The organism is Kitasatospora sp. NPDC058063 (genome assembly GCF_042885395.1).
GTDB lineage: Bacteria > Actinomycetota > Actinomycetes > Streptomycetales > Streptomycetaceae > Kitasatospora > Kitasatospora lactacystinica.
Map to the genome: position 1 here is coordinate 81,914 of NZ_JBHVSD010000013.1, position 23,568 is coordinate 105,481.

Annotated in this window: 23 protein-coding genes; 11 read left to right on the top strand and 12 right to left on the bottom strand. The window is 73.3% G+C overall.

Features of this window, described 5'->3' with window-relative positions:
• Positions 1 to 145 precede the first annotated feature (145 nt).
• The gene (locus ACFVUY_RS23290) at positions 146 to 556 is read right to left on the bottom strand and encodes an organic hydroperoxide resistance protein (protein ID WP_355266881.1); all 411 of its coding nucleotides are present in this window, start codon (positions 554 to 556) and stop codon (positions 146 to 148) included.
• Positions 557 to 725: 169 nt separating this feature from the next.
• Here ACFVUY_RS23290 and ACFVUY_RS23295 point away from each other — a divergent pair, with 169 nt between their 5' ends.
• The 3 genes from ACFVUY_RS23295 to ACFVUY_RS23305 all read left to right on the top strand — a co-directional run bounded on the left by ACFVUY_RS23295 (position 726) and on the right by ACFVUY_RS23305 (position 2,928).
• A complete protein-coding gene (locus tag ACFVUY_RS23295; RefSeq protein WP_359903964.1) occupies positions 726 to 1,199 on the top strand; it encodes a MarR family transcriptional regulator in 474 nt (157 codons plus the stop codon).
• 350 nt (positions 1,200 to 1,549) lie between these two features.
• Positions 1,550 to 2,122, top strand: a complete 573-nt coding sequence (locus ACFVUY_RS23300) for an RNA polymerase sigma factor (RefSeq protein WP_387687592.1) — start codon at positions 1,550 to 1,552, stop codon at positions 2,120 to 2,122.
• On the top strand, positions 2,119 to 2,928 hold the full coding sequence (locus ACFVUY_RS23305; protein WP_387732737.1) for a hypothetical protein: 810 nt from the start codon (positions 2,119 to 2,121) through the stop codon (positions 2,926 to 2,928). Before ACFVUY_RS23300 ends, ACFVUY_RS23305 begins: the two co-directional genes overlap by 4 nt.
• Before the next feature lie 99 nt (positions 2,929 to 3,027).
• Here ACFVUY_RS23305 and ACFVUY_RS23310 read toward each other — a convergent pair whose 3' ends face one another.
• From ACFVUY_RS23310 to ACFVUY_RS23320, 3 genes are all read right to left on the bottom strand, one after another.
• Positions 3,028 to 3,696, bottom strand: a complete 669-nt coding sequence (locus tag ACFVUY_RS23310) for a GAP family protein (RefSeq protein WP_387732739.1) — start codon at positions 3,694 to 3,696, stop codon at positions 3,028 to 3,030.
• Between the two features lie 192 nt (positions 3,697 to 3,888).
• Positions 3,889 to 5,301, bottom strand: coding sequence for an argininosuccinate synthase (gene argG / locus ACFVUY_RS23315; RefSeq protein ID WP_387732742.1), 1,413 nt, complete (start codon positions 5,299 to 5,301; stop codon positions 3,889 to 3,891).
• A 211-nt stretch (positions 5,302 to 5,512) separates the two neighbouring features.
• Positions 5,513 to 6,172 carry a rhomboid-like protein gene (locus tag ACFVUY_RS23320; protein WP_387732745.1) on the bottom strand — a complete coding sequence of 220 codons (660 nt, stop codon included), beginning with the start codon at positions 6,170 to 6,172 and terminating at the stop codon, positions 5,513 to 5,515.
• Between the two features lie 304 nt (positions 6,173 to 6,476).
• On the opposite strand from ACFVUY_RS23320, the gene ACFVUY_RS23325 reads away from it, so the two are divergent.
• On the top strand, positions 6,477 to 7,187 hold the full coding sequence (locus tag ACFVUY_RS23325; RefSeq protein ID WP_387687605.1) for a rhomboid-like protein: 711 nt from the start codon (positions 6,477 to 6,479) through the stop codon (positions 7,185 to 7,187).
• A 104-nt stretch (positions 7,188 to 7,291) separates the two neighbouring features.
• On the opposite strand, the gene ACFVUY_RS23330 is transcribed toward ACFVUY_RS23325, so the two are convergent.
• The 7 genes from ACFVUY_RS23330 to ACFVUY_RS23360 form a co-directional block, all read right to left on the bottom strand.
• A complete protein-coding gene (locus tag ACFVUY_RS23330; protein WP_387732748.1) occupies positions 7,292 to 7,672 on the bottom strand; it encodes a VOC family protein in 381 nt (126 codons plus the stop codon).
• A gap of 195 nt (positions 7,673 to 7,867) precedes the next feature.
• Positions 7,868 to 8,770, bottom strand: a complete 903-nt coding sequence (locus ACFVUY_RS23335) for an STM4011 family radical SAM protein (RefSeq protein WP_387732751.1) — start codon at positions 8,768 to 8,770, stop codon at positions 7,868 to 7,870.
• 11 nt (positions 8,771 to 8,781) lie between these two features.
• Positions 8,782 to 10,125: an STM4012 family radical SAM protein gene (locus ACFVUY_RS23340; protein WP_387732754.1), complete on the bottom strand. Its 1,344-nt coding sequence runs from the start codon at positions 10,123 to 10,125 to the stop codon at positions 8,782 to 8,784.
• Complete coding sequence (locus ACFVUY_RS23345) at positions 10,122 to 10,964, bottom strand: STM4013/SEN3800 family hydrolase (RefSeq protein WP_387732993.1); 843 nt, start codon at positions 10,962 to 10,964, stop codon at positions 10,122 to 10,124. Before ACFVUY_RS23345 ends, ACFVUY_RS23340 begins: the two co-directional genes overlap by 4 nt.
• A 47-nt stretch (positions 10,965 to 11,011) precedes the next feature.
• Positions 11,012 to 12,136, bottom strand: coding sequence for an STM4014 family protein (locus ACFVUY_RS23350; protein ID WP_387732757.1), 1,125 nt, complete (start codon positions 12,134 to 12,136; stop codon positions 11,012 to 11,014).
• A gap of 15 nt (positions 12,137 to 12,151) precedes the next feature.
• Complete coding sequence (locus ACFVUY_RS23355; RefSeq protein ID WP_387732760.1) at positions 12,152 to 13,087, bottom strand: STM4015 family protein; 936 nt, start codon at positions 13,085 to 13,087, stop codon at positions 12,152 to 12,154.
• Between the two features lie 80 nt (positions 13,088 to 13,167).
• Positions 13,168 to 14,145, bottom strand: a complete 978-nt coding sequence (locus ACFVUY_RS23360; protein WP_387732763.1) for an STM4015 family protein — start codon at positions 14,143 to 14,145, stop codon at positions 13,168 to 13,170.
• A 201-nt stretch (positions 14,146 to 14,346) separates the two neighbouring features.
• Between ACFVUY_RS23360 and ACFVUY_RS23365 the strand changes: the two genes are divergently transcribed.
• From ACFVUY_RS23365 to ACFVUY_RS23380, 4 genes are all read left to right on the top strand, one after another.
• The gene (locus ACFVUY_RS23365; RefSeq protein WP_359904002.1) at positions 14,347 to 14,673 is read left to right on the top strand and encodes a hypothetical protein; all 327 of its coding nucleotides are present in this window, start codon (positions 14,347 to 14,349) and stop codon (positions 14,671 to 14,673) included.
• A gap of 127 nt (positions 14,674 to 14,800) precedes the next feature.
• On the top strand, positions 14,801 to 15,919 hold the full coding sequence (locus ACFVUY_RS23370; RefSeq protein WP_387732766.1) for a DUF6745 domain-containing protein: 1,119 nt from the start codon (positions 14,801 to 14,803) through the stop codon (positions 15,917 to 15,919).
• A 114-nt stretch (positions 15,920 to 16,033) separates the two neighbouring features.
• Positions 16,034 to 16,873, top strand: coding sequence for a MerR family transcriptional regulator (locus ACFVUY_RS23375; RefSeq protein ID WP_387732769.1), 840 nt, complete (start codon positions 16,034 to 16,036; stop codon positions 16,871 to 16,873).
• Complete coding sequence (locus ACFVUY_RS23380; protein ID WP_387732772.1) at positions 16,870 to 18,087, top strand: glycosyltransferase; 1,218 nt, start codon at positions 16,870 to 16,872, stop codon at positions 18,085 to 18,087. The genes ACFVUY_RS23375 and ACFVUY_RS23380 overlap by 4 nt, the downstream gene beginning before the upstream one ends.
• Positions 18,088 to 18,323: 236 nt before the next feature.
• On the opposite strand, the gene ACFVUY_RS23385 is transcribed toward ACFVUY_RS23380, so the two are convergent.
• Entirely contained in the window at positions 18,324 to 19,097 is a 774-nt protein-coding gene (locus ACFVUY_RS23385) for a class I SAM-dependent methyltransferase (RefSeq protein ID WP_387732775.1), read from the bottom strand.
• Positions 19,098 to 20,076: 979 nt separating this feature from the next.
• Here ACFVUY_RS23385 and ACFVUY_RS23390 point away from each other — a divergent pair.
• From ACFVUY_RS23390 to ACFVUY_RS23400, 3 genes are read left to right on the top strand one after another with little or no spacing between them, the layout of a single operon-like run.
• Positions 20,077 to 21,282 (top strand): phosphatidylserine decarboxylase, encoded by a 1,206-nt coding sequence (locus tag ACFVUY_RS23390; RefSeq protein WP_387732778.1) that lies wholly within the window; start codon positions 20,077 to 20,079, stop codon positions 21,280 to 21,282.
• Positions 21,283 to 21,309: 27 nt separating this feature from the next.
• A complete protein-coding gene (locus tag ACFVUY_RS23395; protein ID WP_387732780.1) occupies positions 21,310 to 22,722 on the top strand; it encodes a hypothetical protein in 1,413 nt (470 codons plus the stop codon).
• Positions 22,719 to 23,450, top strand: a complete 732-nt coding sequence (locus ACFVUY_RS23400) for a pyridoxamine 5'-phosphate oxidase family protein (protein WP_387732782.1) — start codon at positions 22,719 to 22,721, stop codon at positions 23,448 to 23,450. Before ACFVUY_RS23395 ends, ACFVUY_RS23400 begins: the two co-directional genes overlap by 4 nt.
• Positions 23,451 to 23,568 lie beyond the last annotated feature (118 nt).

Here is a 23,568-nt window from a genome sequence, read left to right on the forward strand (position 1 = left end):
GGGGCTCTGGGGCGGGTGGCCACCCCCCCCGCCCCCCCCGGCGGGGCCCCCGCCCCCTGGGGCGGGCGGGGGCCCTCCCCCCTCGCCGGGGGCGGGGCCGTGGTCGGCCGGTCGGGGGGGCGGTGACCGGCCGATGGCCGGGTGCCTACTCGACGACCAGCTCGACCGGGATGTTGCCCCGGGTGGCGCGGGAGTACGGGCAGACCTCGTGCGCCTGCTTGACCAGCAGCTCGCCGGTCTCGCCCGCGAGGGACTCGGGCAGCTCGACGCGCAGCACGACGGCGAGGCCGAAGCCGGCCCCGTCCTTGCCGATGGACACCTCGGCGGTCACCGAGACCTCACTGGTGTCCACCCGGGCCTGCCGGCCGACCAGGCCGAGGGCGCTGGCGAAGCAGGCGGCGTAGCCGGCGGCGAAGAGCTGCTCGGGGTTGGTGCCCTGGCCGCTGCCACCGAGCGCGGGCGGCATGGCGAGGGCGAGGTCCAGCTGGCCGTCGGAGCTGACGGCACGGCCCTCCCGGCCGTTGGCGGTGGCGGCTGCGGTGTAGAGCGCGTCCATGGTGGCGTCCCTTCAGGTCCTGGGTGTTCCTGCGGCCGGTGGTCCGGGCGGTTGCCGGTCCGGCGTGCTTCGCGGCGGCCGCTGGGTCGTCGCTGCGCTGTGACCAGTAGAGCACGCAATTCAATTGCGCACAACTCAATGGCGTGATGGTGATCGGTACCATGGGTCCATGACCACCCATTCCGGCATGGCCGACGAGGAGCTGCTCCGCCTCGACCGGCAGATCTGCTTCTCGCTCAACGCGGCCTCCCGTGCCTTCGGAGGCGTGTACCGGGTGCTGCTGCGGGACCTCGGGCTGACCTACCCGCAGTACCTGGTGATGCTGGTGCTGTGGGAGGAGGGCGAGCTGCCCGTCAAGCGGATCGGCGAGCGGCTGCGGCTGGACTCCGGGACGCTCTCCCCGCTGCTCAAGCGACTGGAGGCGGCCGGACTGGTGCGCCGCGAGCGGAGTGCGGAGGACGAGCGGTCGGTCACCGTCCGGCCGACCCCCGAGGGGTCGGCGCTGCGTGAGCGGGCCGGGCAGGTCCCGCGCCGGCTGCTCGCGGCGACCGGACTGCCGGTCGAGGACCTGGCCGCGCTGCGCGGACTGCTGGACCGGGTGACCGCCGCGCTGGACGCGGCGGAGGTGGAGCCGGCCCCGTAGGGGGGAAGCGGTCCGTGCTCGTGCGCGGGGGTGGCGCGACGGCGCGACGGCTCGCCCGGTGGGTCGGCGGGCCGGTGGGGCGTGGGAGTCGGGGGTGCGGTCGTGGGGCTTGTCAAGCCATCCGCCCGCACCCTGTGATCTGGGTCACATTGTTGCCCCTCGGGTCGGGCTCGTGAGGGCGAAGCGGCAGGTCAGCCACGCTGTTCGGAAGTGAACGGAAACGTTCGGCAATTGTCCGCCCGATCCGGTCAACAACCCGGAGCTCCCGGACGGTTACACCACGAGCCCCCAAGGGGCCGTCGGCGTGCCACCCGGTGGGCCGGCCAGCCGACCGATGAAAGGGGGGCCGCGTGAGCACTCCCGGGCCGGGCGAGGAGCGGGGCCTGCGAGCCGACCCGCTCGGCGACCTGCCGAACGACTTCGAGGCCTTCTTCACTCGCGAGAACTCCGGGTACCTCCGTTACGCCCAGCAGCGGCTGCGGCACCGTGAGGACGCCCAGGATGCCGTCCAGAACGCGGGCACCACGCTCTACAAGAACTGGCGCCGGGCCCTGGCCAGCCCCGATCCGCAGGCCTTCGCCTTCAAGATCGTCAAGGACGCGGTCGTGGACGTGCTGCGCGAGCGCCGCCGCGCCGAACGCAAACGACTGCGGGTGATCGCCCAGCGCCGTCCCGACACCAGCCAGGACGAGCTGAACGAGCTCGCCGAACTGGACGCCCTGGACTGGGCGATGGAGGAGCTCGCGCGGGCCGCCCCGGTCCAGGCCGACGTGGTCCGGCTGCGCCAGGCGGGACTGTCCTACCACGACATCGGACGGTCCCTCGGCATCGCGCACACCACCGCCCGCACCTACTACAGCCTCGGACGGCGCCACCTGGAGTACCTGTTGGAGCACCCGGACGACGACGGGGCGCGGACATGAAGGTCGTTGACCTGCTGCGCGTGCACGCCGGTGAGCTGGCCCGGGAGTTCGACGACCACGATCCGGTGGACTTCACGCGCCGGCTGGCCGAGCGGCTCGCCGCCGTTCGACGGCCCGCCCCGGCCGTGCGCGAACGCCCCGCCAGGCCGCCCGCCGGTGCCCGGCCGCCGCACGCGCCGGCCTCGGGGCCGAGCCCGGGACCGGTGGCGGGGACGGGGACGGGCGCCGGGCCGGCCACGGGCGCCGGGGCGGGCGCCGGCTCCGGTCCGGGGGCGGGACCCGTTCCCGGGGCGCTCCCCGGGCAGACCAGGTGGGCCGGAGGGCGGGCGGAGCTGCGGCGCGACCTGCGGCACCTGTGCGCGGGGGTGGCGGGCGCGGTGGAGCCGGGCGAGCTGGCCCTGGACCTCGAACTCGCGGAGAAGACCGCCTTCCGCACCCTGGGCTGCCTGCTGTACGGCATGGGCCGCACGGCGGACGGCGTCTTCTGGTGGCGGATAGCAGCCCAGTACGGGGACCAGCTGGCCGTGCACTGCCTGGCGGTGCACTACACGGCCGAGGGCGAGCGGTGCGACGCGGCCCACTGGGCGGCCCAGGCCCAGGACCTCAGCGCCCCGGGCCGGCTGCCGGAGCTGGCGCCGGACGTCCGGCCGGGCGGGGCGGCGGAGCTGGCGCGGGTGCTGGCGGAGCGCTACGACGGCGAGATCCTGCTGACCGTGCGGGAGGCGGTCGCGGCGCGGCCGAGGGCCGACCCCGGTCGGTTGGCGGTCCGGGCGGTACGGGGGCGGGGAGTGGTGCGGATCCGGTGACCGGGTGCGGCTGCCGGGGCGGCCGGGGTCGGGGGCGGGGCGTGTCCGGGAGCGCGCGGGCCGAGGCCGTCGCCGGGGCCGGGGGCCGGAGGCAGGGGGTCAGGTGAGCCCGGAAACGGCGGCGCCCAGGTACTCCGCGCCGAGCAGCAGCGGGACGACGACCATGATCGCCGCGTTGTGGGTGGCCGTCCAGGCCCGCAACTCGCCGAGGGAGCGCCGCGCGCGGTCGTCGGCCCGCAGGTGGACCGCGAAGGGCACCAGGGTGCCCAGCGAACCGAGCAGCACCAGCAGGGCGGCCGCCACCGCCGCTTCCCGGCCACCGGTCGGGGCGGCGGCGATGGAGGCTGCCCCGCCGACAGCGGGGACGAGGGTGTTCGGACGGGTCATGACCAGGACCACGGCGAGACGGGCGGACCGGGCGGCGGACAGCCGGTCGATCGAGAGCAGCCAGACCGGCGGCGCGGTGACCCGGCCGGGGCGCGGCCGCTCGCGCCACTGCCGGGCGGCCAGCAGGAGGAGCACGACACCGAGGGCGAGCTTCAGCCAGGACGGCCAGGTCGGCGTGGTGCGGGTGGGGTTCCACGCGGTTCCCGCCGTCACGACGGCGGCCACCACCGCGGTCAGGCCGAGCAGCCAGCCGGCCGTGAAGGCGATCCCGTTGGTCCGGCCGCGCGGTGAGGCGAGGATCAGGAGGAGGGCGATCAGCGGCAGCGGGGAGAGCGCGACCGCCACCGCGGAGGCCAGCATCGGGCCGATCGCCTCGCCCATCCCCGCACCTGCCCTTCCCGCCGCCGTGCGCCGTCCGCCATTCAGCTACCGACGGGCGGGCGGCGCACGGCCGGTGCCGCCGTTCGGGTGAGCGCGGAGCGGAGCGCGGGTGCGGGCGGAGGGTGCGGCGGAGAGCGACGGAGGACCGCCGCACCACCGGGGTGCGACGGCCCTCCGCGGGCACGGGCTGCGTCAGTCGGTGCCGGACTCGATCGCCGCGAGGTCGAGCGCGGTGGGGTCCTTCTCGTCACCGCTGCCGGCGGCGATGGGAGCCGCACCGCCCGGGGCGAGCTCGCCGATCAGTCCGCTCCACGGTGCCAGCTGGCCGTGCACCGCGTACTGCTCCAGCTTGCTGCGCGAGTCGGCGATGTCGAGGTTGCGCATGGTCAGCTGGCCGATGCGGTCGTCCGGGACGAAGGCGGCGTCGACGCTGCGCTCCATCGACAGCTTCTCCGGGTGGTAGCTGAAGTGGGGGCCCTGGGTGTCGAGGACCGAGTAGTCCTGGCCGCGCCGCAGCCGCAGGGTGACGCTGCCGGTGACCGGGTGGCCGATCCAGCGCTGGATGCTGTCCCGGAGCATCAGCGACTGCGGGTCGAACCAGCGGCCCTCGTACAGCAGCCGGCCGAGCCGCCGACCCTGGGTGTGGTACGTGGCGATGGTGTCCTCGTTGTGGATGGCGTTGAGCAGCCGCTCGTAGGCGATGTGCAGCAGCGCCATGCCGGGGGCCTCGTAGATGCCCCGGCTCTTGGCCTCGATGATGCGGTTCTCGATCTGGTCCGACATGCCCAGACCGTGCCGGCCGCCGATGGTGTTGGCCTCGCGGACCAGGTCGACGGCGCTGGCGAACTCCTGGCCGTTGATCCGGACCGGGCGGCCGAACTCGAACTCGACGGTGACGTCCTCGGTCAGGATCTCGACCTCGGGGTCCCAGAAGGCCACGCCCATGATCGGGCTGACGATCTCCAGGGAGGTGTCCAGGTACTCCAGCCGCTTGGCCTCGTGGGTGGCGCCCCAGATGTTGGCGTCGGTGGAGTAGGCCTTCTCGGCGGAGTCCCGGTACGGCAGGTCGCGCTCGGCGAGCCACTCGGACATCTCCTTGCGGCCGCCGAGCTGGTCGACGAACGCCTGGTCCAGCCACGGCTTGTAGATCCGCAGGTTGGGGTTGGCCAGCAGGCCGTAGCGGTAGAACCGCTCGATGTCGTTGCCCTTGTAGGTGGAGCCGTCGCCCCAGATGGAGACGCCGTCCTCCTGCATGGCGCGCACCAGCAGGGTGCCGGTCACCGCGCGGCCGAGCGGGGTGGTGTTGAAGTACGTCTGCCCGGCGGAGCGGATGTGGAAGGCGCCGCAGGCGAGGGCGGCCAGGCCCTCCTCGACCAGCTCGGCCCGGCAGTCGACCAGTCGGGCCTGCTCGGCGCCGTACGCGCGGCCACGGGCCGGGACGTCGGCGAGGTTCGGCTCGTCGTACTGGCCGATGTCGGCCGTGTAGGCGTAGGGGAACGCACCGTGCTCGCGCATCCACGCGACGGCGACGGAGGTGTCCAACCCACCGGAGAATGCGATGCCGATCCGTTCACCGACCGGCAGCTTGCTCAAGACCTTCGACATGGATGCACCCTTGACCCGCGTAGCGGGCCCCTGATCTAGCGATGTGTGACGGGAATCGGCGTAATCGATCCGATGCCCGAACTCTGGCATAGATTTGCAGAGCAATGCAAGAGCATACGAAAGCCTGGGTGGCTGCAGGGGGCTGCCCGGCCGCCGCGCGTCGGGCGGCGATCCGGCCGACTCGCTTGGCCGGACAGGTAGTTGGGGTCGATCAGGAGGTCAGGGCGGGCGCCCGGGTGCGCAGCCAGACGGTACGGGAGGCGAGCGCGCCCAGCCCGAGGGCGACCAGGTGGCCGGCGTCGGCCAGCTGCTGATCCAGCGCCCAGGCGGCGGCCAGGGCCAGGGCGAGCGCCGACAGTCCGTAGCGACGCAGCGGACGCGGGCCGAGCGCGAGGAGGCAGGCACCGGTCGCGACCAGGCCGTAACTGATGCCCACGTCCCGGGCGCGGGACAGCGCGCCCGGGATGCGGGCCGTCACCATCACCCACATGGCGCCCTCGGTGAGCAGGGTGGCGCCCAGGTGCCCGAGGACGAAGACCGCACCGGCCCGGGCCGGACCCCAGCGCCACTCGGCCAGGCCCAGGACGACGGCGACCGCCGCGATACCCGCCCAGGACGGGACCCCGTCGACCACGAGGCCGCTGGTGAACAGGGTCCACCACTTGCCCACTTCCAGGTGATGGACGTTGCTGCTGTTGTGCCGCACGAAGCGGGCCCGCTCGGCATGGCCCTGGCTCGCCAGCCAGGAGGCCGCCACGGTCAGCAGCAGGACGTACGCCGTGGTGAGGCGCAGCCGGACGGCGGCTCTCAGCGCCGGGTGCCGGGAAGCCGCGGGGCCGGTCGGTGTCCTCGTGGCGAGGCGATCGCTCATCGTGCCTGGTGCCCTTGTTCGGCGGTTCCCGGAACCGGCTCGCCCGGTGCGCGGCGGGAAAGGCCGCGGCCGGGACGGTCCGAGCGTCAGCGTACGCGAACGGCCGGAAGGCGCCGGGGCCGGAGGCGGGGGCCGGGAGGCGCGGTTCTCTCGTGCGGCTACGTCGTGGTGGCAGGACGTTGCGGGTGGCGGGCGACCCGGCGACCCGGCGACCGGTGGCGGGGTGGCGGGTGGCGGGTGGCGGGTGGCGGCGGGCGGGGGTGAGGGTGAGGGGGATGCTGAGGAGTGTCGCGAGGAGGCGTCGATGGCCGGCAGCACCGTCAAGGGCCCCGAGGCACACCGGCGGCCCCGGTGGGCGCGCGCCGCCCACGCGGTGTGGGCCTATGTCCGGCGCGCGCCGGGCACCTACATCTGGCTGGCGATCCTGCTCGTCACCACGCAGGTGATCCGGCACGTCGATCCGGCGACCGCCGACCGCATCCTGGAGCGGCGTTCGACCAACCTCCACCACCTCCAGGTCTCGCCGGTCCGTGTCCTGGTGACCAGTGCCCTGTGGATCGCGGGCGGCGGCTGGCTGTCCTACTTCCTGCTGTACAACCTCTTCCACGTGCCCGCCGAACGATGGCTCGGCACGCTGCGCTGGATCTCGGTGGCAGCGCTCGCGCACGTCGGCGCCACGTACCTCAGCGAGGGCGTGCTCGGCTGGGCGATCCACCGCGGGCTGGCCTCGCCGAGCGCCGTCTACACCCTGGACTACGGCGTCAGCTATGCGCTGGCCGGAGTGGTCGCGGTACTCACCTATCTGATCGTCCGGCCCTGGCGGTACCTGTACGCGGCCGGGGTGCTGGTGGTCTACGGGCTGGGCGTGCTGCAGAGCCGGGACTACACCAGCATCGGCCACTTCAGCGCGGCCCTGATCGGCTTCGCCTGCTACCCGCTGACCCGGGACCGCCCGGGTTCCTTCGACCCGGTCGCCTCGGCCCGCACGGTCTGGCGGCGGGCGCGCCGACGGTGACCGACGGCCGCCGATGGGACGGGTCGGCGGGCGGGTTCGCGGCGCCGTCCGCCGACCGGGCGGGTGGCGGCGGGTGGCGGGACGACTACCGGCCGGCGGGACGACTACCGGCCGATCCGCTGGGACACGCAGAGGATGTTGCCTTCGCTGTCCTTGAACCAGGCCGCGCGCATGCCCTCGCCCTCGGCGATGCCGTTGACGGTCTTCAGACCGGGGAAGTCGTACTCCTCGAAGGTGATGCCGCGGTCGCGGAGGCCGGCCATCTCGGTGTCGAGGTCGGCGACCTTGAAGCTGGCCAGGGTGTGGGCGGCCTGCCCCCCGCTGGGGGTGTGGTAGACGGTGACCTGGGTGCCGCCGGTGTCGCAGACGAACTCCTCCTCACTCTCCTCGGCGAGCTTGAGGCCGAGGGTGTCGGTGTAGAAGGCCTTGGCGCGGGTGAGATCGGCGGCGGGGATGACTGCTTGCAGCGGAGCGTCTCCAAGCATGGTGTTTCGCCTCCTCCCTGTCACCACCAGGCTAGGGATGTGCGGGCGGTACCGCCCGGTGGACGCGGAACGGCTTCGGACTGTGCGCGGGAGATTGCCGGACGTCATGCGGGGCCGGCCTCCGGAGCGAGTTGACCTCGGCGGCGCGGGCGAAGTGAGGCCTTCACCCGGGGTGGCCGGCCGGCCGCGGAGGTGTCACCGGCCCCGTGGCCAGCCGTGCGGCACACGTTCCAGTACTCCCGCACCGAACAGCTCGTACAGCGGCAGGGCCTCCAGGTGGACGTAGCCGATGTGACAGTCGCAGACCGGCAACGGACAGGCCCGCGCCCGCAGTCGGGTGCGGTAGCTGCCGTCGTACAGGTTGCCGAGGACGTCCCGGACGAAGTGGCAGCGGCGCACCGTGCCGTCGCCGTCCACCGACAGCACGGACTCGCCGGTGCGGCACTGGAGCCCGGCGCTGGGATGGGCGTGCCGGCTGTAGCCGAAGTGCGGGTCGAGAGCGGCCCATCGGGCGGCCTCGGCGTCGGTGTAGTCGAGGCCCTCGGCGGCGTTGACCCACAGGTAGACGTCCTCGGAGAGTTCGGCGCGCAGCCGGCCGGCCTCGTCGAGGTGCTCGGGCCGGCCGACGACGCCGACGCTGTACCGCACACCGAGTGCGTCCAGCTCGCGGCACTTGGCGAGGAAGCGGTCACGGGTGACCTGGCCGGGATGGAAGGTGACCCAGAGGGCGAGGGCGTCGAGGTCGGCCTCGGCGAGCCAGCCCGTGCGGCAGCTGAGGTTGGTCTGGATCGCGACGCGGCGGACGTGCGGCAGACGGCTCAGCTCGACCAGCGCGCGGCGGTACCAGGACCGCACCAGCCCCTCGCCCCAGGGCGTGAACAGCAGCGACAGGGTGTCGCCGGTGCCCGCGCGCCCGGCGGCCCAGCCGGTGAAGCGCTCCAACGCGGCCCGGTCGGCCCGCAGTTGTCCGGGGCTGTCGCGCCGCTTGGCGAACGGACAGTACGGGCAGTCGTAGTCGCAGGAGGAGAGCGGACCGCGGTAGAGCAGGGTGAGGTCCCGCGCGCCGTCCTCCTCCGGCGGCCGCGAGGCGGAGGGCATGCCGAGGAAGGTCATTTCGCCTCGTACGCCGCCATCAGGGCCCGGACCCCGGGCGAGAACAGCATCGGCCCGACGGCGTCCGAGTGCGCCAGGCCCTCCGGGCTGAGCCGCAGGAACGCCGGGTCGCCGTCGGCGAGCCAGCCGCGCTCGGCGAACCGGGCCAGCTCCGCCGGGAAGTCCTCGGCCGGGGACCCGCCGAACCGGGCACGGTAGTCCGCCAGCGGCATGCCCTCGGCCTGGAGCAGCGACTGCACCAGGTGCCGTCGGCGCGGCTCCGCACCGCCCATCCAGTGGCCCACCTCGGCACGGTGGAAGTCCTCGGTGGCGACGTAGTCGTCGATGATGCCGCGCACCTCGGTGGCGTTCACCGCGTAGTCGAAGGAGTAGTGCAGCCGTGAGGTGTAGGAGCGGGCGCCGCAGCCCAGGCCGACCATGCCGTCGGTCTGGCAGGCGTACTCGCCCGCTCCGGCCTGCGGGGAGGCGGCCCGGCGGAACATCCGCATCGACACCTGCTGGTAGCCGTGGGCGAGCAGGTGGTCGCGGCCGGCCCGGTAGAGCGCGAGCCGCCGGGTGTCCCAGGCGGACCGGCTCTCCTGCTCCCCGCGCCGGGCCAGGCCGGTCAGCGGGCGGACGTACAGCGGGTAGAGGTACAGCTCCTCGGGCAGCCAGGCGAGCGCGGTGTCCAGCGAGCGGAGCCAACTCGCCTCGGTCTGGCCGTCGATGCCGTAGATGAGGTCGATGTTGAGCACCGGGAACCCGGCCGCGCGGATCCGGCCGAGGGCGGCCTCCACCTCGGCCCGCTTCTGCGGGCGGACGGCGGAGCGCGCCTCGGCGTCGTCGAAGGACTGCACGCCCAGGCTCAGCCGGGTGGTGCCCCGGGCGGCCAGCACCTCCAGCCGGTCGGCGGTCGCGGTGGCGGGCGAGGCCTCCACCGAGAGCGGTACCGCCCGCAGGTCGGCGCCCATCCGCCGCTCGGCTATGTCGCACAGCCGTTCCAGCTCGCCGGCCGTCAGGTAGGTGGGGGTGCCGCCGCCGAAGGCGGCCAGCGCGAACCGGGCCCCGTCGTCCAGCGCGGCGCGCACCGCCGAGGCCTGGCGCTCCAGGGCGTCCAGGTAGGCCGTGGTCAGGCCCTCCGGGCTGCCGATCCGGGTGAACAGGTTGCAGAAGCCGCAGCGGACCTCGCAGAACGGGATGTGCAGGTAGAGCGAGAGCGCGTGCTGCGGTTCGCCGGCCCACAGCTCGCGCAGCGGCGGACGTCCGGGCAGCGGGCGGTAGGCCGTCTTGTGCGGGTACGCGTAGACGTACGACTGGTACGGCGAGTCCGGGCGCGGGGGCGCGGTGGGCGCGGTGGTCATGAGGGCTCCTCGGAGGTCGCGGCGGCGCCCGCCGGTCGGGCGGGGAGGGTGAAGTGCGCGTACGGGACCGTCCAGACCACCTCGTGGCCGATCCGGTGCCCGATGTAGCCGTCCTCGCCGTAGGCGGTGCCGTGGTCGGAGCAGACGATCGCGAAGCAGGGGCGGCGGGCGCTCATCGCGGCGAACAGCCGGCCGATGTGCGCGTCCACGTACTCCAGGGCGGCGGCGTGGCTGGCCCGCGAGTCCCCGTGCTCGCGGGTGGCGCCGGGCAGGTGGAACCAGTTCGGCTGGTGCAGCGCCGAGACGTTCAGGAAGAGGAACAGCGGCTGGTCGGCGGGCTGTTCGGCGGCGACCCGCTCGGCCCGGGCGACCTGCACCTCGAAGGACGTCGGCGAGGCCACGCCGGACTCGGGTGCCCAGTGGCTCTCCTGGAAGAGGCCGGGGAGCACCGAGCCCAGGGGGCCCTGCTTGTTGAAGAACCCCACGCCGCCGATGCACACCGTGCGGTACCCCGCCGCGGCCAGGGCCGTCGGCAGGTCGGGGGCGTCGAAGACCCAGGTGCGCGGGGCGGTGCTCTCGGATCCGGCGAAGCGGGCCGCGAACAGGCGCGGGTGCGGTCCGTCCGGGGAGGCCGGGGTCGGCAGGAAGCCGGCCAGGATCGCCTGGTGGGACGCGTAGGTGAAGCTGCCGGGCGCGTGCCGGCGCTCCCAGCGGCCGCCGGGGAGGACGGCGGCGAGGTGCGGGATGCGGCCGGCGGCGGCCAGTTCCTCGGCGACGTCGAAGCGGAGCGTGTCGAGGGTGACGAGCAGCAGGTCGTGGCTGCCGACGACGGCGTTCATGTCGGGGGTGGGAGTGTGGGCCGGGGCCGGGGTGGTGGTCAGGTGGTTCATCGAGCGGGTTCCGTGATCTGGTGGTCCGTCGTCGCGGGCGACGACGGGGAGGGGGCGGTGAGGGCGGCCAGCTGGGCGCCGTAGGTGTCCAGGCCCTCGGCGGGGCCGCCGGGCAGGCCGGTGAGGCGGGGGAGCAGGTCGCCGAAGGCGTTCACCTCGCCGACCAGGGCGCGCCGCCAGCCGGCCGTGGGCAGCACGTCGACGCCGACCATCGGCGAGCCGGGGAAGCAGGCCGCCGCGCGCTCGGCCGTCTCCAGCAGGGCCGGCCAGGCAGGCCCCGCGGCCTCCCGGACCTGGTCGATGCTGCCCCGGGCGCCGCCGAGGTGCAGGTTGGTCATCGGCTGGGTGCTGGTGCGCACCACGGCGTGGGTGGCCCGGCCGGCGACCACCACGACCCGCAGGTCCGCCGAGCGCCCCGACTGCGAGGCCTTCGGGATCCACTGCTCGACGTGCAGGCCGTCCGGTGCCAGGCCGTCGACGATCGCGGCGACCTCCCGCTCGCCGCGGTAGCGGCGCACCCGCAGCGAGTTGTGCAGGCCGCCGTCGGTGAGCTCCACCGAGGTGGTGGCCTGCACTTGCCCGCGCGGCCCGAACTCCAGGGCCATCACCCCGGAGGCGGAGGAGCCGTGCGCCGGCTTGACGAAGACCCGGTGCAGGCCGGCCGTGGCGAGGCGCTCGCGCAGCTGCTCCCAGCCGGTGACCTCGCCGCCGAGAGCCCTGGGCACCGGCACCCCGGCGGCGGTGAGCAGCGCGTGCGCCCGGCGCTTGTCGAACATCACGGCGATCTCCTCCGGATCGCCGAGCAGCCGTACGCCGGGCCGGGCGGCCAGCCCGCGCAGCGCGGCCATGACCCCCGCGTACCAGACGGCCGTGCCCTCGACCCTGGTCGGCGCGTAGCCGGGGCCGAGCGCCGGGCCGCGCAGCAGCCGGTCGACCTCGGGCTCCTCGCCGGGAGACTCGATGCGCAGCAGGCCGTCCTCGGGCAGCCGGTACCGGCCGCGCAGCACGTCCAGCCAGGGCAGGACGGCGGGCTCGGGCAGTCCGGCGGCCCGGGCGGCGTCCGCGAACAGCGTCACCCGTCGGTGCCCCGGGTTGCCGAGGACGGTCAGTCGCACGGTCATCGCCTCCGTGTCCGGCTACTCGGAGACCGAGACGTAGCGGTCGTCCTCGTCGTCCATCTCGTCCGCCTCGGCGTCGTTGAGGTCGAGCTCGACCCCGGGCAGGGCCTCGTGCAGACGTTCCTGCATCGCGTCGCTCAGGTAGTGGTGGTGCAGGTCGAGGGAGCGCAGGTGGGTGAGCGGCTGGCCCTCCAGCAGGGCGGTGGCGCCCTCGTCGGAGAGCACGCCCATCGAGATGTCGAGCGACTCCAGCCGGGCCACCACGGGGGCGTGAGCGAGGGCGGCGGCGATCTCGTCCTGGAGTTCGCTGTTGGCCAGCCCGAGGTGGCGCAGCTTCGGCAACCGGGAACCGTCCAGGAACGGTGCCAGGTCGTCCATCGTCGCGTCACCGCCGTACTCGTCCACACCGAGCCAGAGGGTCAGACGCTCCAGCGCGGGCAGTTCGGAGCCGGCCACCGCGCGCACCACGGTGGCCGGAAGGCCGCCGGACTCGAAGCGCAGGCTGGTCAGCCGGTCGTGCCGCACCGGCTCCAGGGCGAGGTCCGTGCCGCCGCGCACGGCCAGCGACCGCAGCCCGGGGAAGGCGTTCAGCAAGGGGGTGACGTCGTCCATCTCCAGCCAGGAGATCTCGCACTCGTCGAAGGTCACCTCGCCGAGGAACAGCGCCTCCAGGGCGGGCAGGCGCTGCGCCTCGGCCGTGACGGCCTCGACGGCGGAGCGCACGGGCGTGTAGCCGTCCTGCCACCAGGCGCCGATCACCACGGCGCGGACACCGGCCGGGTCGACCTCCTCCAGGAAGGACTGCCAGAGCTGGACGAAGTCCTGCTTGGAGCCGTACTCGAGGGACAGCCGCCAGGCGACGGCGCCCGCGGCGGGCCGCGGCCGGGCGTCGGCGGGCGTGAACTCGTGGACCGGCAACTCGTGGAAGCGTTCGATGTGGCGGGAGACGGTCATGGAGGATCCTGGTGGGTCGAGTGGTCGAGTGGTCGAGTGGTCGAGTGGTCGGGTGCGTGCGTACGTACGGGAGGTGACGGTTACTCGGCCACGGCCACGTAGCGCCACCGGTCGTCGGGCTTGCCGGGCTCGGAGAGGTCGACCTCGACCCCGGCGAGGGCCTGGCGCAGGCACTGCTGCATCTCCTCGGTCAGGTAGTGGTGGTGCAGGTCGAGGGAGCGCAGGTGGGTGAGGGGCTGGCCCTCCAGCAGGGCGGTGGCGCCCTGATCGGTCAGCACGCCCATCGAGAGGTTGAGCGACTCCAGCCTGGCGACGACGGGCGCGTGCGCCACGGCGGCCGCGATGTCGTCCTGGAACTCGCTGTTCTGGAGGCCGAGGTGGCGCAGGTCGGGGAAGCGGGTGCCGTCCAGGAACAGCGCGACGTCGGCCATCGTCGCGTCGCCGCCGTAGTTGTCCACGCCCAGCCAGAGCTCCAGCCGCTCCAGGGCCGGGAAGTCGCAGCCGGCCACCGAGCGCACGACCGAGCCCGGCAGGCCGCCGGCCTCGAAGCGCAGCGCCTTGAGCGCCTCGTGCCGCAGCGGCCGCAGGGCCAGACCGCCCTTGCCGTCCCAGTCCTGCGAGGCGCCGCGCACCACCAGCTCGGCCAGCCGCGGGAAGGCCGTCAGCAGCGGTGTGATGTCGCACTGCTGGATCCAGGAGATCTCGCACTCCTCGTAGGTGATGTCGCCGACGAACAGCGCGCGCAGGGCGGGCAGCCGGCCGGCGGCGGCGACGATCGCCTCCATCGGCTCCTGGAAGCCGTCCGGCTCGTCCGGGGACCACTGGCCGATCACCAGGGCGGTGACCCGCTCGGTGTCGACGGCGCCGAGGAACTGCTCCCAGCGCTCGGCGAACGTCGCCTCGGACTCGTAGTCGAGCTTGACCCTCCAGGCGGCCGAGGCCGCGTCCGGCAGCTCGACGGCGCCGGATCCGCCCTTCTCCTCGGCCTCCTCCAAGGCCTCCACGAAGTCGAAGACGGGGAGACCGTGGAACCGCTCGATGTGGTCGTTGACAGTCATGCGCTGCTCCTCCGGGATCTGGGCCGAACAACTGTCTACCAGCCGGGACTGACAATCCGGCGGCCGGGTCGCCGCCCGGGCGCGTTGTCAGACCCTTGCTCTATGTTCGGGTCCTGGCTCCGGAGAGTGACCGCGGCAGACGCGGCGGAGCCGTGGGTTCCGGCGTCCGCCGGGGTCCGGCCGTACGGCGAGGGAGGACTGATGTACCGCCAGGGCGATGTGCTGATCGTGCCGGTAGAGGAGAGCGCGGTGCCGCCGCGGGTGGCGGGGCTGGCCGTGCAGCCCCGGGACGCGCGGGGCCGGATGGTGCTGGCGCTCGGTGAGGTCACCGGGCACGCCCACGCCGTGGTCGGCCCCGGCGAGCTGCGCCGCGAGACCGGGCCGTTCGGCGCGGGCTGGCTGCACCTGCCCGAGGGCGGCCGGGTGGTGCACGAGGAGCACGCGGCGATACCGCTGCCCAAGAGCTGGTACCGGGTGGTCCGCCAACGCGAGTACGCGCCCGGCGCGGTGCGGGTGGTCGCGGACTGACGACCGCTCCGCCCGCCGTACGGGGGCGGCACGCGGGTGGGGCACGAGGGCAGGGCGCGGCCGGGGCCGCGGCACGGGAACGGGAACGGACGGCCGGGCGGGGAGCCCGGCCGGGAACGGAGCAGGGATGGAAACGGTGATCCACGACGAGGCCCGCGGCGACCGGGCGCAGGCGCGGGAGCTGCCCGGGCCGGCCGAGGCGACGGCCCGTTGGCGGGCGGCCGGGGCGGCCACCGGGCCGGCGGACAGGGCGGCGGCCGAGCGCGCCGTCCGGGCCGCCTACCGGGCGGCCGGACTGCCCGAGCCCGCGGCCGTCCGCTGGTTCGACTCGCCGCTCGCCGCGACCGAGGCGGCCCTGGGCTTGCGGGCCGCCGGCGCGCAGAGCGTGCGTGAGGCCGTGCGCACCCGGCCCTGGGAGGAGGCCCGCCGGCGGGCCGTCGAGCAGGTCGGCACCAGCGGGTGGGCGGGCCACTGGGCGCTCACCGGTGGCGAGCTCGGACCGGTCACCACCCCGCTCGCCGACCGACTGCGCAACGCCGTGCTCGACCGGCTCGCCCCCGAGGCCGACCGGGAGGCCGACGCCGCCGTGGCCGAGGAGGCGCGGGACCGCCGCACCACCGTCCGGCTCGCCCTGCTGGACGCCGTGCGCGGCCAGCACGACGCGCCGTGGTTCGCCGCCTTCGAGGCCGCCGGGGCGAGCGCCGACGCCGTCGCACCGCTCGCCGAACTGGCCCGGGAGGCCGGCTGGTGGTGGCCGTACCGGGAGGTGGTCCTGCTCAGCGAGCGGCCGGCCGTCCTGCACCGCGACGAGGCCGGACGGCTCGACCGGGCGGACGGGCCCGCCCTGGAGTACGCCGACGGCTTCGCCCTGCACGCCTGGCGCGGCATGCCCGTCCCGCCGGAGTTCCTGGCCGGCCTGGCCGAGGTGACCGTCGAGCGGATCCGCACCGAGGAGAACGCCGAGCTGCGCCGGGTCCTGCTGGAGCACTACGGCTACGAGCGCTACCTGGCCGACTCCGGCGCCGAGCCCGTCCACCGGGACGAGACCGGAGTGCTCTGGCGGATCGTCCTGCCCGACGACGAGCCGGTGGTGATGGTCGAGGTGGTCAACTCCACCCCCGAACCGGACGGCACCCACCGCACCTACTGGCTGCGTGTCCCCCCGAGCACCCGCACCGCGCGAGCCGGGGTCGCCTGGACCTTCGGCATACCCGAGAGCGCCTACCACCCGCAGCGCGAGACCTGATCCGGGGTGCCTCCAGCCATCCGGAGCAGGCCCCTGGGCTGCGCGTGTTGACCCTCACCCCACGTCAGGCCGCACGGTGGGGCGCAGCGAACGAACGGATGATCGGAGGGACGCATGAGCTGGTCGGTCGGCCAGGTCTCCGGCTTCGCCGGGGTCACGATCCGGACCTTGCACCACTACGACCGGTCCGGGCTGCTCGCGCCCAGTGAGCGCAGCCCGGCCGGCTACCGGCTCTACAGCGCCGCGGACCTCGCCAGGCTCCAGCAGATCCTCTTCTACCGGGAGCTCGGCTTCCCGCTCGACGAGATCGCCGACATCCTGGCGGACCCGCAGGCCAACGCGCTCGACCACCTGCTGGCGAGGCGGCAGGCCCTCACCGAGCAGATCGGACGCCTGCAGAAGCTGGTCGACGTCGCCGAGCGGGCCATCGAGGTCCGGCGCACCGGGGTCGAGCTGACGCCGCAGGAGCGCTTCGAGGTCTTCGGGGACGTGGTCTTCGACCTCAGCTACGCGGCCGACGCCCACCTCAAGTGGGGCGAGCGGGACAGCCACCGGGAGGCCCTGGCCCGCGCCGCCACCCACTCCAAGGAGGACTGGCAGCAGCTGATGGCGGAGGCCGCCGAGTGGCGCGGCCGGCTGCTGGAGGCCTTCGACGCGGGGCTGCCGGTCGACCACCGGACGGTGCTGGACCTCGCGGAGCGGCACCGGCAGCACATCACCCGGTGGTTCACGCCCTGCCCGCCGGAGATGCACTGCCGGATCGCCGACGACTACGAGGCGGACGCCCGGGCCTTCGCCCTGGTCGTCCCGCCGGCCGAGCAGCGCCCGGGCCTGGCCGGTTACCTCCGTGCGGCCATCGGCGCCAACGCCGAGCGGCGTGACGCGAACGACCTCGACGGCAACGACGGCAACGACGGCAACGACGTCGACGACGTCGACGGGGCGGCCCGATGAGGATCCTCGTCATGGCCGCCGGATCGCACGGCGACGTCGCCCCCTACACCGGGCTCGGGGCGCACCTGCGCGGTGCGGGGTACGAGGTCGCGCTCGCGGCGCCCGAGGCCTTCCGCGAGCTGGTGGCCGGCAGCGGCCTCGACTTCCGGCCGCTCCCGGTCGATCCACACGGCGCGGGTGCCGGGCCCGCGCGCGGGCGCTCCGAACTGCTCGCGCGGGCCGCGGCGTTCATCGGGCAGCTGGGCGACGGGCTCGCGGACGCCACCGCACCCGGCGCCGATCTGCTCCTGCTGAGCACCACCACCGCGCCGCTGGGCTGGCACCTCGCGGAGGCGATGGACGTTCCCAGCCTGGGGGTCTACCTGCAACCCACGCTGCCGACACGGGAGTTCCCGCCGGTCGTCGGGGGCGTCCGCTCGTTGGGGAGCTGGGGCAACCGGGCGGCGGGGGCGCTCGGCCAGCGGGTCGTCGATCGTCTGCACGCCGAGGCCGCCCGCCGGATGCGGTCGCGGCTCGGACTCCCGGCGCTCTCCCAGACCGCACGCCGGCGAGCCGTGGAACGGGCGCGCTGGCCGGTGTTTCACGGCTTCAGCCCGACCGTCGTACCGCGCCCGGCCGACTGGCGGGAGGGGCTGCGGGTGGTCGGCAACTGGTGGCCGTACGTACCGGACGACCACCGCCTCCCGGCCGAGGTCGAGGACTTCCTGCGGGAGGGACCGCCACCGGTGTTCATCGGCTTCGGCAGCATGGCGGCCGGGCAGGGCGAGCGGCTGAGCACCCTCGCGGTGGAGGCCCTGCGGCGGGCGGGCGTCCGGGGCGTGCTGCAGACCGGCCGGGCCGGAATCGCGGGGGAGGGCGACGACGTGCTGACCGTCGGCGAACTCCCGCACGCCCGGCTGTTCCCGCACATGGCGGCGGTCGTGCACCATGCGGGCGCGGGCACGGCGGCCGCGGCCCTGCGCGCGGGCGTGCGGAGCGTCCCCGTCCCGGTGACGGCGGACCAGCCGTTCTGGGCCGGTCGGCTCGCCCGGCTCGGTGCCGCCACCACGCCGGTGCGGTTCGCCGACCTGACCGCCGACCGGCTGGCGGAGGCCGTCCGGCAGGCCGTCGAGGAGCAGCGGCTGAGGGAAGGGGCCCAGGAGGCGGCCCGCGCGATGGCGGAGGAGGACGGCGCGGCCCGGGTCGCGGAGGCGGTGGCGGCATTGGACCGGTAGGGGAGGAGCGGACGGGCCGTCGCGGGGCTCGGGCCAGGGCCCGCTCCAGTCGGTCGAGCACCACGGCGGTGCGCAGTCGCGGCGCCACGGGAGCGCAGTGGTCCCCGGCGCCCCGGACCGGCGCTCGGACCCGCGGCCACTGCCTTGAGGCGGGGTTCGAGGCCCGAGCGGCGCGGATGGTCGGGATGCCGCTCGTGCTGCGGCCGCGGGGACCGTGCCGAAGTCTTTTCGGGAGGTCAGGATGCCCGGGCGATCAGGACGGGCTGGAAGAAGCCGGTGTCGACGGGCTGCTCCCAGCGGATGCCGGACAGGCCCGCCTCGGCGGCGAAGGCGCTCAGCTGGTCCTGGGTGAGCGCCCAGTAGGTGGAGCGGCGAACCGCGACCTGCCACTCGCCGGCGTCGTCCGGAAGGAGGCGGAAGAGCTCCAGGTCGTACCGCTCGCCGTCCTCCCGCCACTGCCAGAGCTGGAAGAGGACCGACCGTCGGCCGTCGTAGTCGGCGGTCTGCGGCGACGTGGAGGCGGGCCGGGTGCGGCGCAGCTCGTCGTACGGGCGGGTGGTGACCAGCAGCAGTCCGTCCGGACGCAGGACCCGTCGCATCTCACCGAGCGCGGCGCGGACGTCCTCGGCCGTGAGCAGGTGGGGCAGCGCGTTGTCGGCGCAGACGACGACGTCGAACCGTCCGTCCGGGAAGGGGAGTTCTCGCATGTCGGCGGCGGCGGTGGGCAGCCGGACACCGCGCTCGGCGGCCTCGGCGGTGGCGCGGGCGGCGGAGACCGGGCTGAGGTCGCTGCCGGTGACGTGGTGGCCGAGCGCGGCCAGGCCGATCGCCTGGGTGCCGATGCCGCAGGCGCAGTCCAGCACCTCGGCCGGGCGGTCACCGAGGTGCCGGCGGATCAGGGCGTCCAGCGCGGCGCCCTGGCGGGCGACGGAGGCGTTCCAGTCGGCGTAGAGGAGGTGGTAGTCGTCGGCGAACGCGTCGTAGAAGCGGCCGAGGGCGGAGTCGGTCATGGCGTCAGGGTCTCCATGGAAGGCGGGAGGTGGGAGGCGGGATGCGGGCGGCGCGCGGGCGCGGCGACCGGCACGTCCGCCACGGCGCTATCCTCGCCCGGGCACGCCGGCGCGGAGTACCGGTTTTCCGGAGCCACCGAGGGGCGGGCAGGGTACGGACACCGGACGGTGACGCCCGGTCGGACGGACCGCCGCCGGTGCAGCCGCTCAGGCCGTCGGTGAGGTTCTCCAGCGCGCCGAGCCGCACGCCCCACTGGTCGTCCGGCCAGGCGGGCCCGGGTGGATCGGTGCTCGGGTGCAGGGCAACCAGGCCCACTCGGGCATGCCGCAGCCACAACGGCAGCCCGCACCAACGCCCTTGCCTCACGTGCCTCGGCGTGCACGCCCGGCGCGGGGACTGCCGCAGCGCATCTGGAGCGTGCGCGGATGGTGACGGAGTGGTGCGAGTCCGGCTGATAGGCATCGTCTGCGGCCGAGTTCGACAGGTGTCCTGAGACGCGTTCGGGTCGCCGGCGGCGCGAGTTCCTGGAAGCCGAGGGGGAGGGACGCCGCTCGGGGAGGTGGTGATCGACTCGGTGTGCCCTTCCGCCGGGGCCCGTGCTGCTGCGGGCCCCGGCGGACGACGGGCCGGCGAGGAGGGGCGAGGACGGTCAGGGCCCGCGCTGCCGCAGTGGCGGCCGGCTGGGCGGCGCGGATCACGGTCGCTCCGCATCGGGCGCCAGGTGGGCCGTCGGGGCGCCCGTGGGCGCCCGAGACGGCCGGGCGCGTTCGCCACCGGTACCGGCCTTCCGTGCCGAAGTGCCCTTGTGGATCTGCTGCTTCAGGGCCGTCCGCGGCCGGGAGCGACACGCGGCGTACCGCCGGGCGGAGGTGGTTTTTAGACGAACGGCGTAGCTGCGGGCGCGGTTCTTCGTGGATCGGGACGTACTGGTGAGGGCGCAGCGCCCGGGGGATCCCATCGCACGGAAGGAAGCGGGACATGGCCTCGCAGAACATCAAAGAGCTCAAGGAGAAGGTCGAGAAGCTCTACGATGACGAGGAAAGCGATTTCAGGCGCAAGTTCGACGCGGCGATCAGGGGTTTGACGCCGCCCACGGTGTACCCGGACTCCGACGTCTACAAGGACTGGCGAGGGGCGACCGGAATGACCCTGGCGGAATTCTTCGTCGAATGGTACGACTGGGGTTGGAAGCAGCCCATCTCCGACGGGCTGAAATACATCCGTAAATTCAGCTGGATCAGCTACGAGAACGCCGCGGGGCTCGCGTTCGTGACCAGCGAATCAGGACGTGAGGTGCTGGCTGACTTCACGCAGCTGCAGGGCCGGCAGATGGACTCAACGGATTCCGAGAAACTGGTCCAGCAGTGGATCGATGAACTCGGCCCGAAGCGGATGGCCGATTTCAAGAAGGGGGACTGGTCGACCCTCAACAAGTTCTTCATCAGGGAACTAAAGCCCGGCAAGCGGCCGATCGACTACCCCGACGACCCCAGCGTCGTGACCGCCCCGACCGACTGCATCGTCAACATGATCGTCGACAATCTGGCGCCCGACACGCCGCTCCCGATCAAGGCGGCCGTGACCATGAGTGTCAGCAGGCTGCTCGACGGCTCCAAGTACGCCGAGAAGTTCATCGGTGGCACGGCCGTGTCGTGCATCCTCATGCCCGACACCTACCACCGCTACCACGCCCCGGTCGGCGGCCGGGTGGTCGAGGCCCGCGACGACATCGGCGGCGTCTACTACGGGATCCGGGACTTCCCTGACCTGCTCAACAAGGGGAACGTCGGCTACGGGTACGACTACAGCCTGTTCGAGGACTTCCGCCGCGGATACGCCATCATCAAGACGCCGTACGTGGACCACAACGGGGATCCGGACGGTGAAGGCTTTGTCGCCCTGGTGCCCGTCGGCCTCAACTCGATCGGCTCCGTGAGGTTCCTCGATCCGTTCCGGAGGATCACGGAGGAGTCGACCCCGGTCGAGGTGAAGAAGGGCGACGAGATCGGCTACTTCCAGTACGGCGGTTCACTGAACATCCTGCTGTTCGAGGAGAAGCGGTTCCCCGCACTCCAGCTCCTCCTGGGCCAGCGCATCGGAGTCCTCCAGGAGGTCGCGCACACCGAGCGCTACATCGAGCGCTACGTCCGCCCGCTGCCCGGGCGCGTTACGCCGACGTCCTGACCTCCCTCCCGAAACGGAAGGTGAACCATGCCCCGTCAGCCCGTCTACGCGATCCCGGCGAACGCCTTCAACACGCAGACGATCCACTTCTGTCCCGACCCCGGGAAGAAGGAGGAGGAAGGAGCCCCGAAGACGGTCCGGTCCTACGCCGGGTACGCGGACGTCGACGGCCCCGGCACCGAAAAGAGCCGCTTGTTCCACTGGTTCTTCGAGAGCCAGACCTGCGACCCCCACGTCGACGCCGACGAGCAGAAGGACCTGATCGAGAAGACCCCTCTGTTGATCTGGCTCAACGGCGGTCCCGGCGCCTCGTCGCTCCTGGGCCTGTTCCTGGAGAACGGGCCGCTGCGCGTCGGTGACGACGCCGCCGGGACCATTTCGGTCAGCCCCGACACCTGGAACCAGGAAGCCCACGTCCTCTACTGGGACCAGCCGGTCGGCGCGGGATACAGCTACTGCAGGACGTCGGAAACGTACGTCGAGGACGAGGACGAACTCAGCGAGATGTTCCACCGGGCGCTGGTTCAGTTCTTCGAAACGTACCCGGAGTACCAGAAGTGCCCCCTCTACGTCTGCGGTGAGAGCTACGCGGGCAAGTACGTGCCGTACATCGCCCGGAAGATCCACCAGGAGAACCTCAAGAGGCCCAAGAAGCACCTCAATCTGCAGGGGATCGCCGTAGGCAACGGCTGGATCAGACCGGAACTCTCGATCCGCGTCATGATCGACTACGCCTACGCGTCCGGATTCCTCGGCAAGGGCCAGAAGGACGTCCTGGACTCCTCGTACAGGCACTTCCAGGACGTCCTCAGGGCCGGCGAGATGAAGAAGGCCACCGATCTCGGCAACGGCCTGGTCAACGCGATCCTGGCCTACGGAGGCGACTTCGACGTCTACGACGTACGGCGCTGGGAGGACCTGTCCGCGGGTGCGCTGCCCGTCTACCTCAACACCCCCGCCGTCAAGGAGGCCCTGCACGTCGACCACGCGTGGGAGTCCGCGGACAACTCCGGTCCGGTGGCCACCGCACTGAAGGCCGACAACATGGCGGATGCCTCGTCGCTGTACGCCGAGCTCATCCACGCGAAGGAGAACTACAGGGTCCTGCTCTACACCGGGGACTTCGACACCGCCTGCGGCTACCAGAGCACCGAGGAGATCCTCGACGAGATCATGAAGGACGGCTGGCAGGAGGTCCCGCGGTTGATCTGGAAGCAGGCGCAGGGCAACCCGAAGGGCTTCGTCCGCAGCCTCAACAACGTCACCCAGGTCGCGGTGCCCGACGCCGGGCACGAAGTTCCGGCCTACCAGCCGCGGATCTCCCGGGAGATGCTCTACAACTGGCTGTTCGACCGCCCCTTCCACGGCCAGGACCCCGAGAGCGTGGCCCGGGCCATCCTGGCCAAGGCCCTGGAGGACGCCAACGAGGAGACAGGATGAGCGGTCACTTCAAGAGGACGAAGGAGACGGCCGACCTGGCGGCGGCCACAGCCGTCCTCAAGCAGGGCTACGTCTGCACCCTCGCCCACGTCGACCCCGAAACGGGCCGGCCGAGGTGCGTGCCCATGGTCTACGCGTACCACGAGGAGGGGGACGAGCGGCTCCTCTATCTGCACGGCTCCATCTACTGGCCGCCGCAGACCGAGCTGGCGCCCTCGCTGCGGCAGCTGTGGAACGACGCCGGGGTCCACGTCTGCCTGGCCGTCACCCTGCTCGACGGCCTCATCGTCGGGCGGGCGGCGATCAGTACCTCCCTCAACTACCGCTCCGTGGTGGTGGACGGCATCGCGCGGAAGGTCGATCCGGCGGACCGGGCGAAGGCGTTCGAGGCGCTCAGCAACCAGGTCATCCCGGGCCGGTGGCCCGAACTGCGCCCGATCAAGGACGGCAAGGGCGGCGAACTGGACTCGGACGGGGAGCACACCCCCACCACCGGGGTCCTCTCCGTCAGCCTGACGGAGGACGCGACGGTGAAGGTCAAGCGGCACCACGCCGCCGAGCCGGAGCACGAGAACCGGCAGGACTGGGACTGGGACCACGGCAACGCCTGGGGCGGTGTGCTCCCGATGCGCCAGGTGTACGGGCCGGCGGTCCCCGACTCGCACGTCAAGGACAAGGACGCCGACCCGCCGGACCCCGTCCAGCGGGTCATCGGCAGGACCACCTAGGTTCTCTTCGTTCCGGTCACGTCGGATCAGCGGGCGTCGTTGGAATGCGTGCATTCGCGGTGCGGAGGAGGGGGTCCACGCGGTCGGGGGGACGGCCCGGGCGCGAAATCCGCTGGCC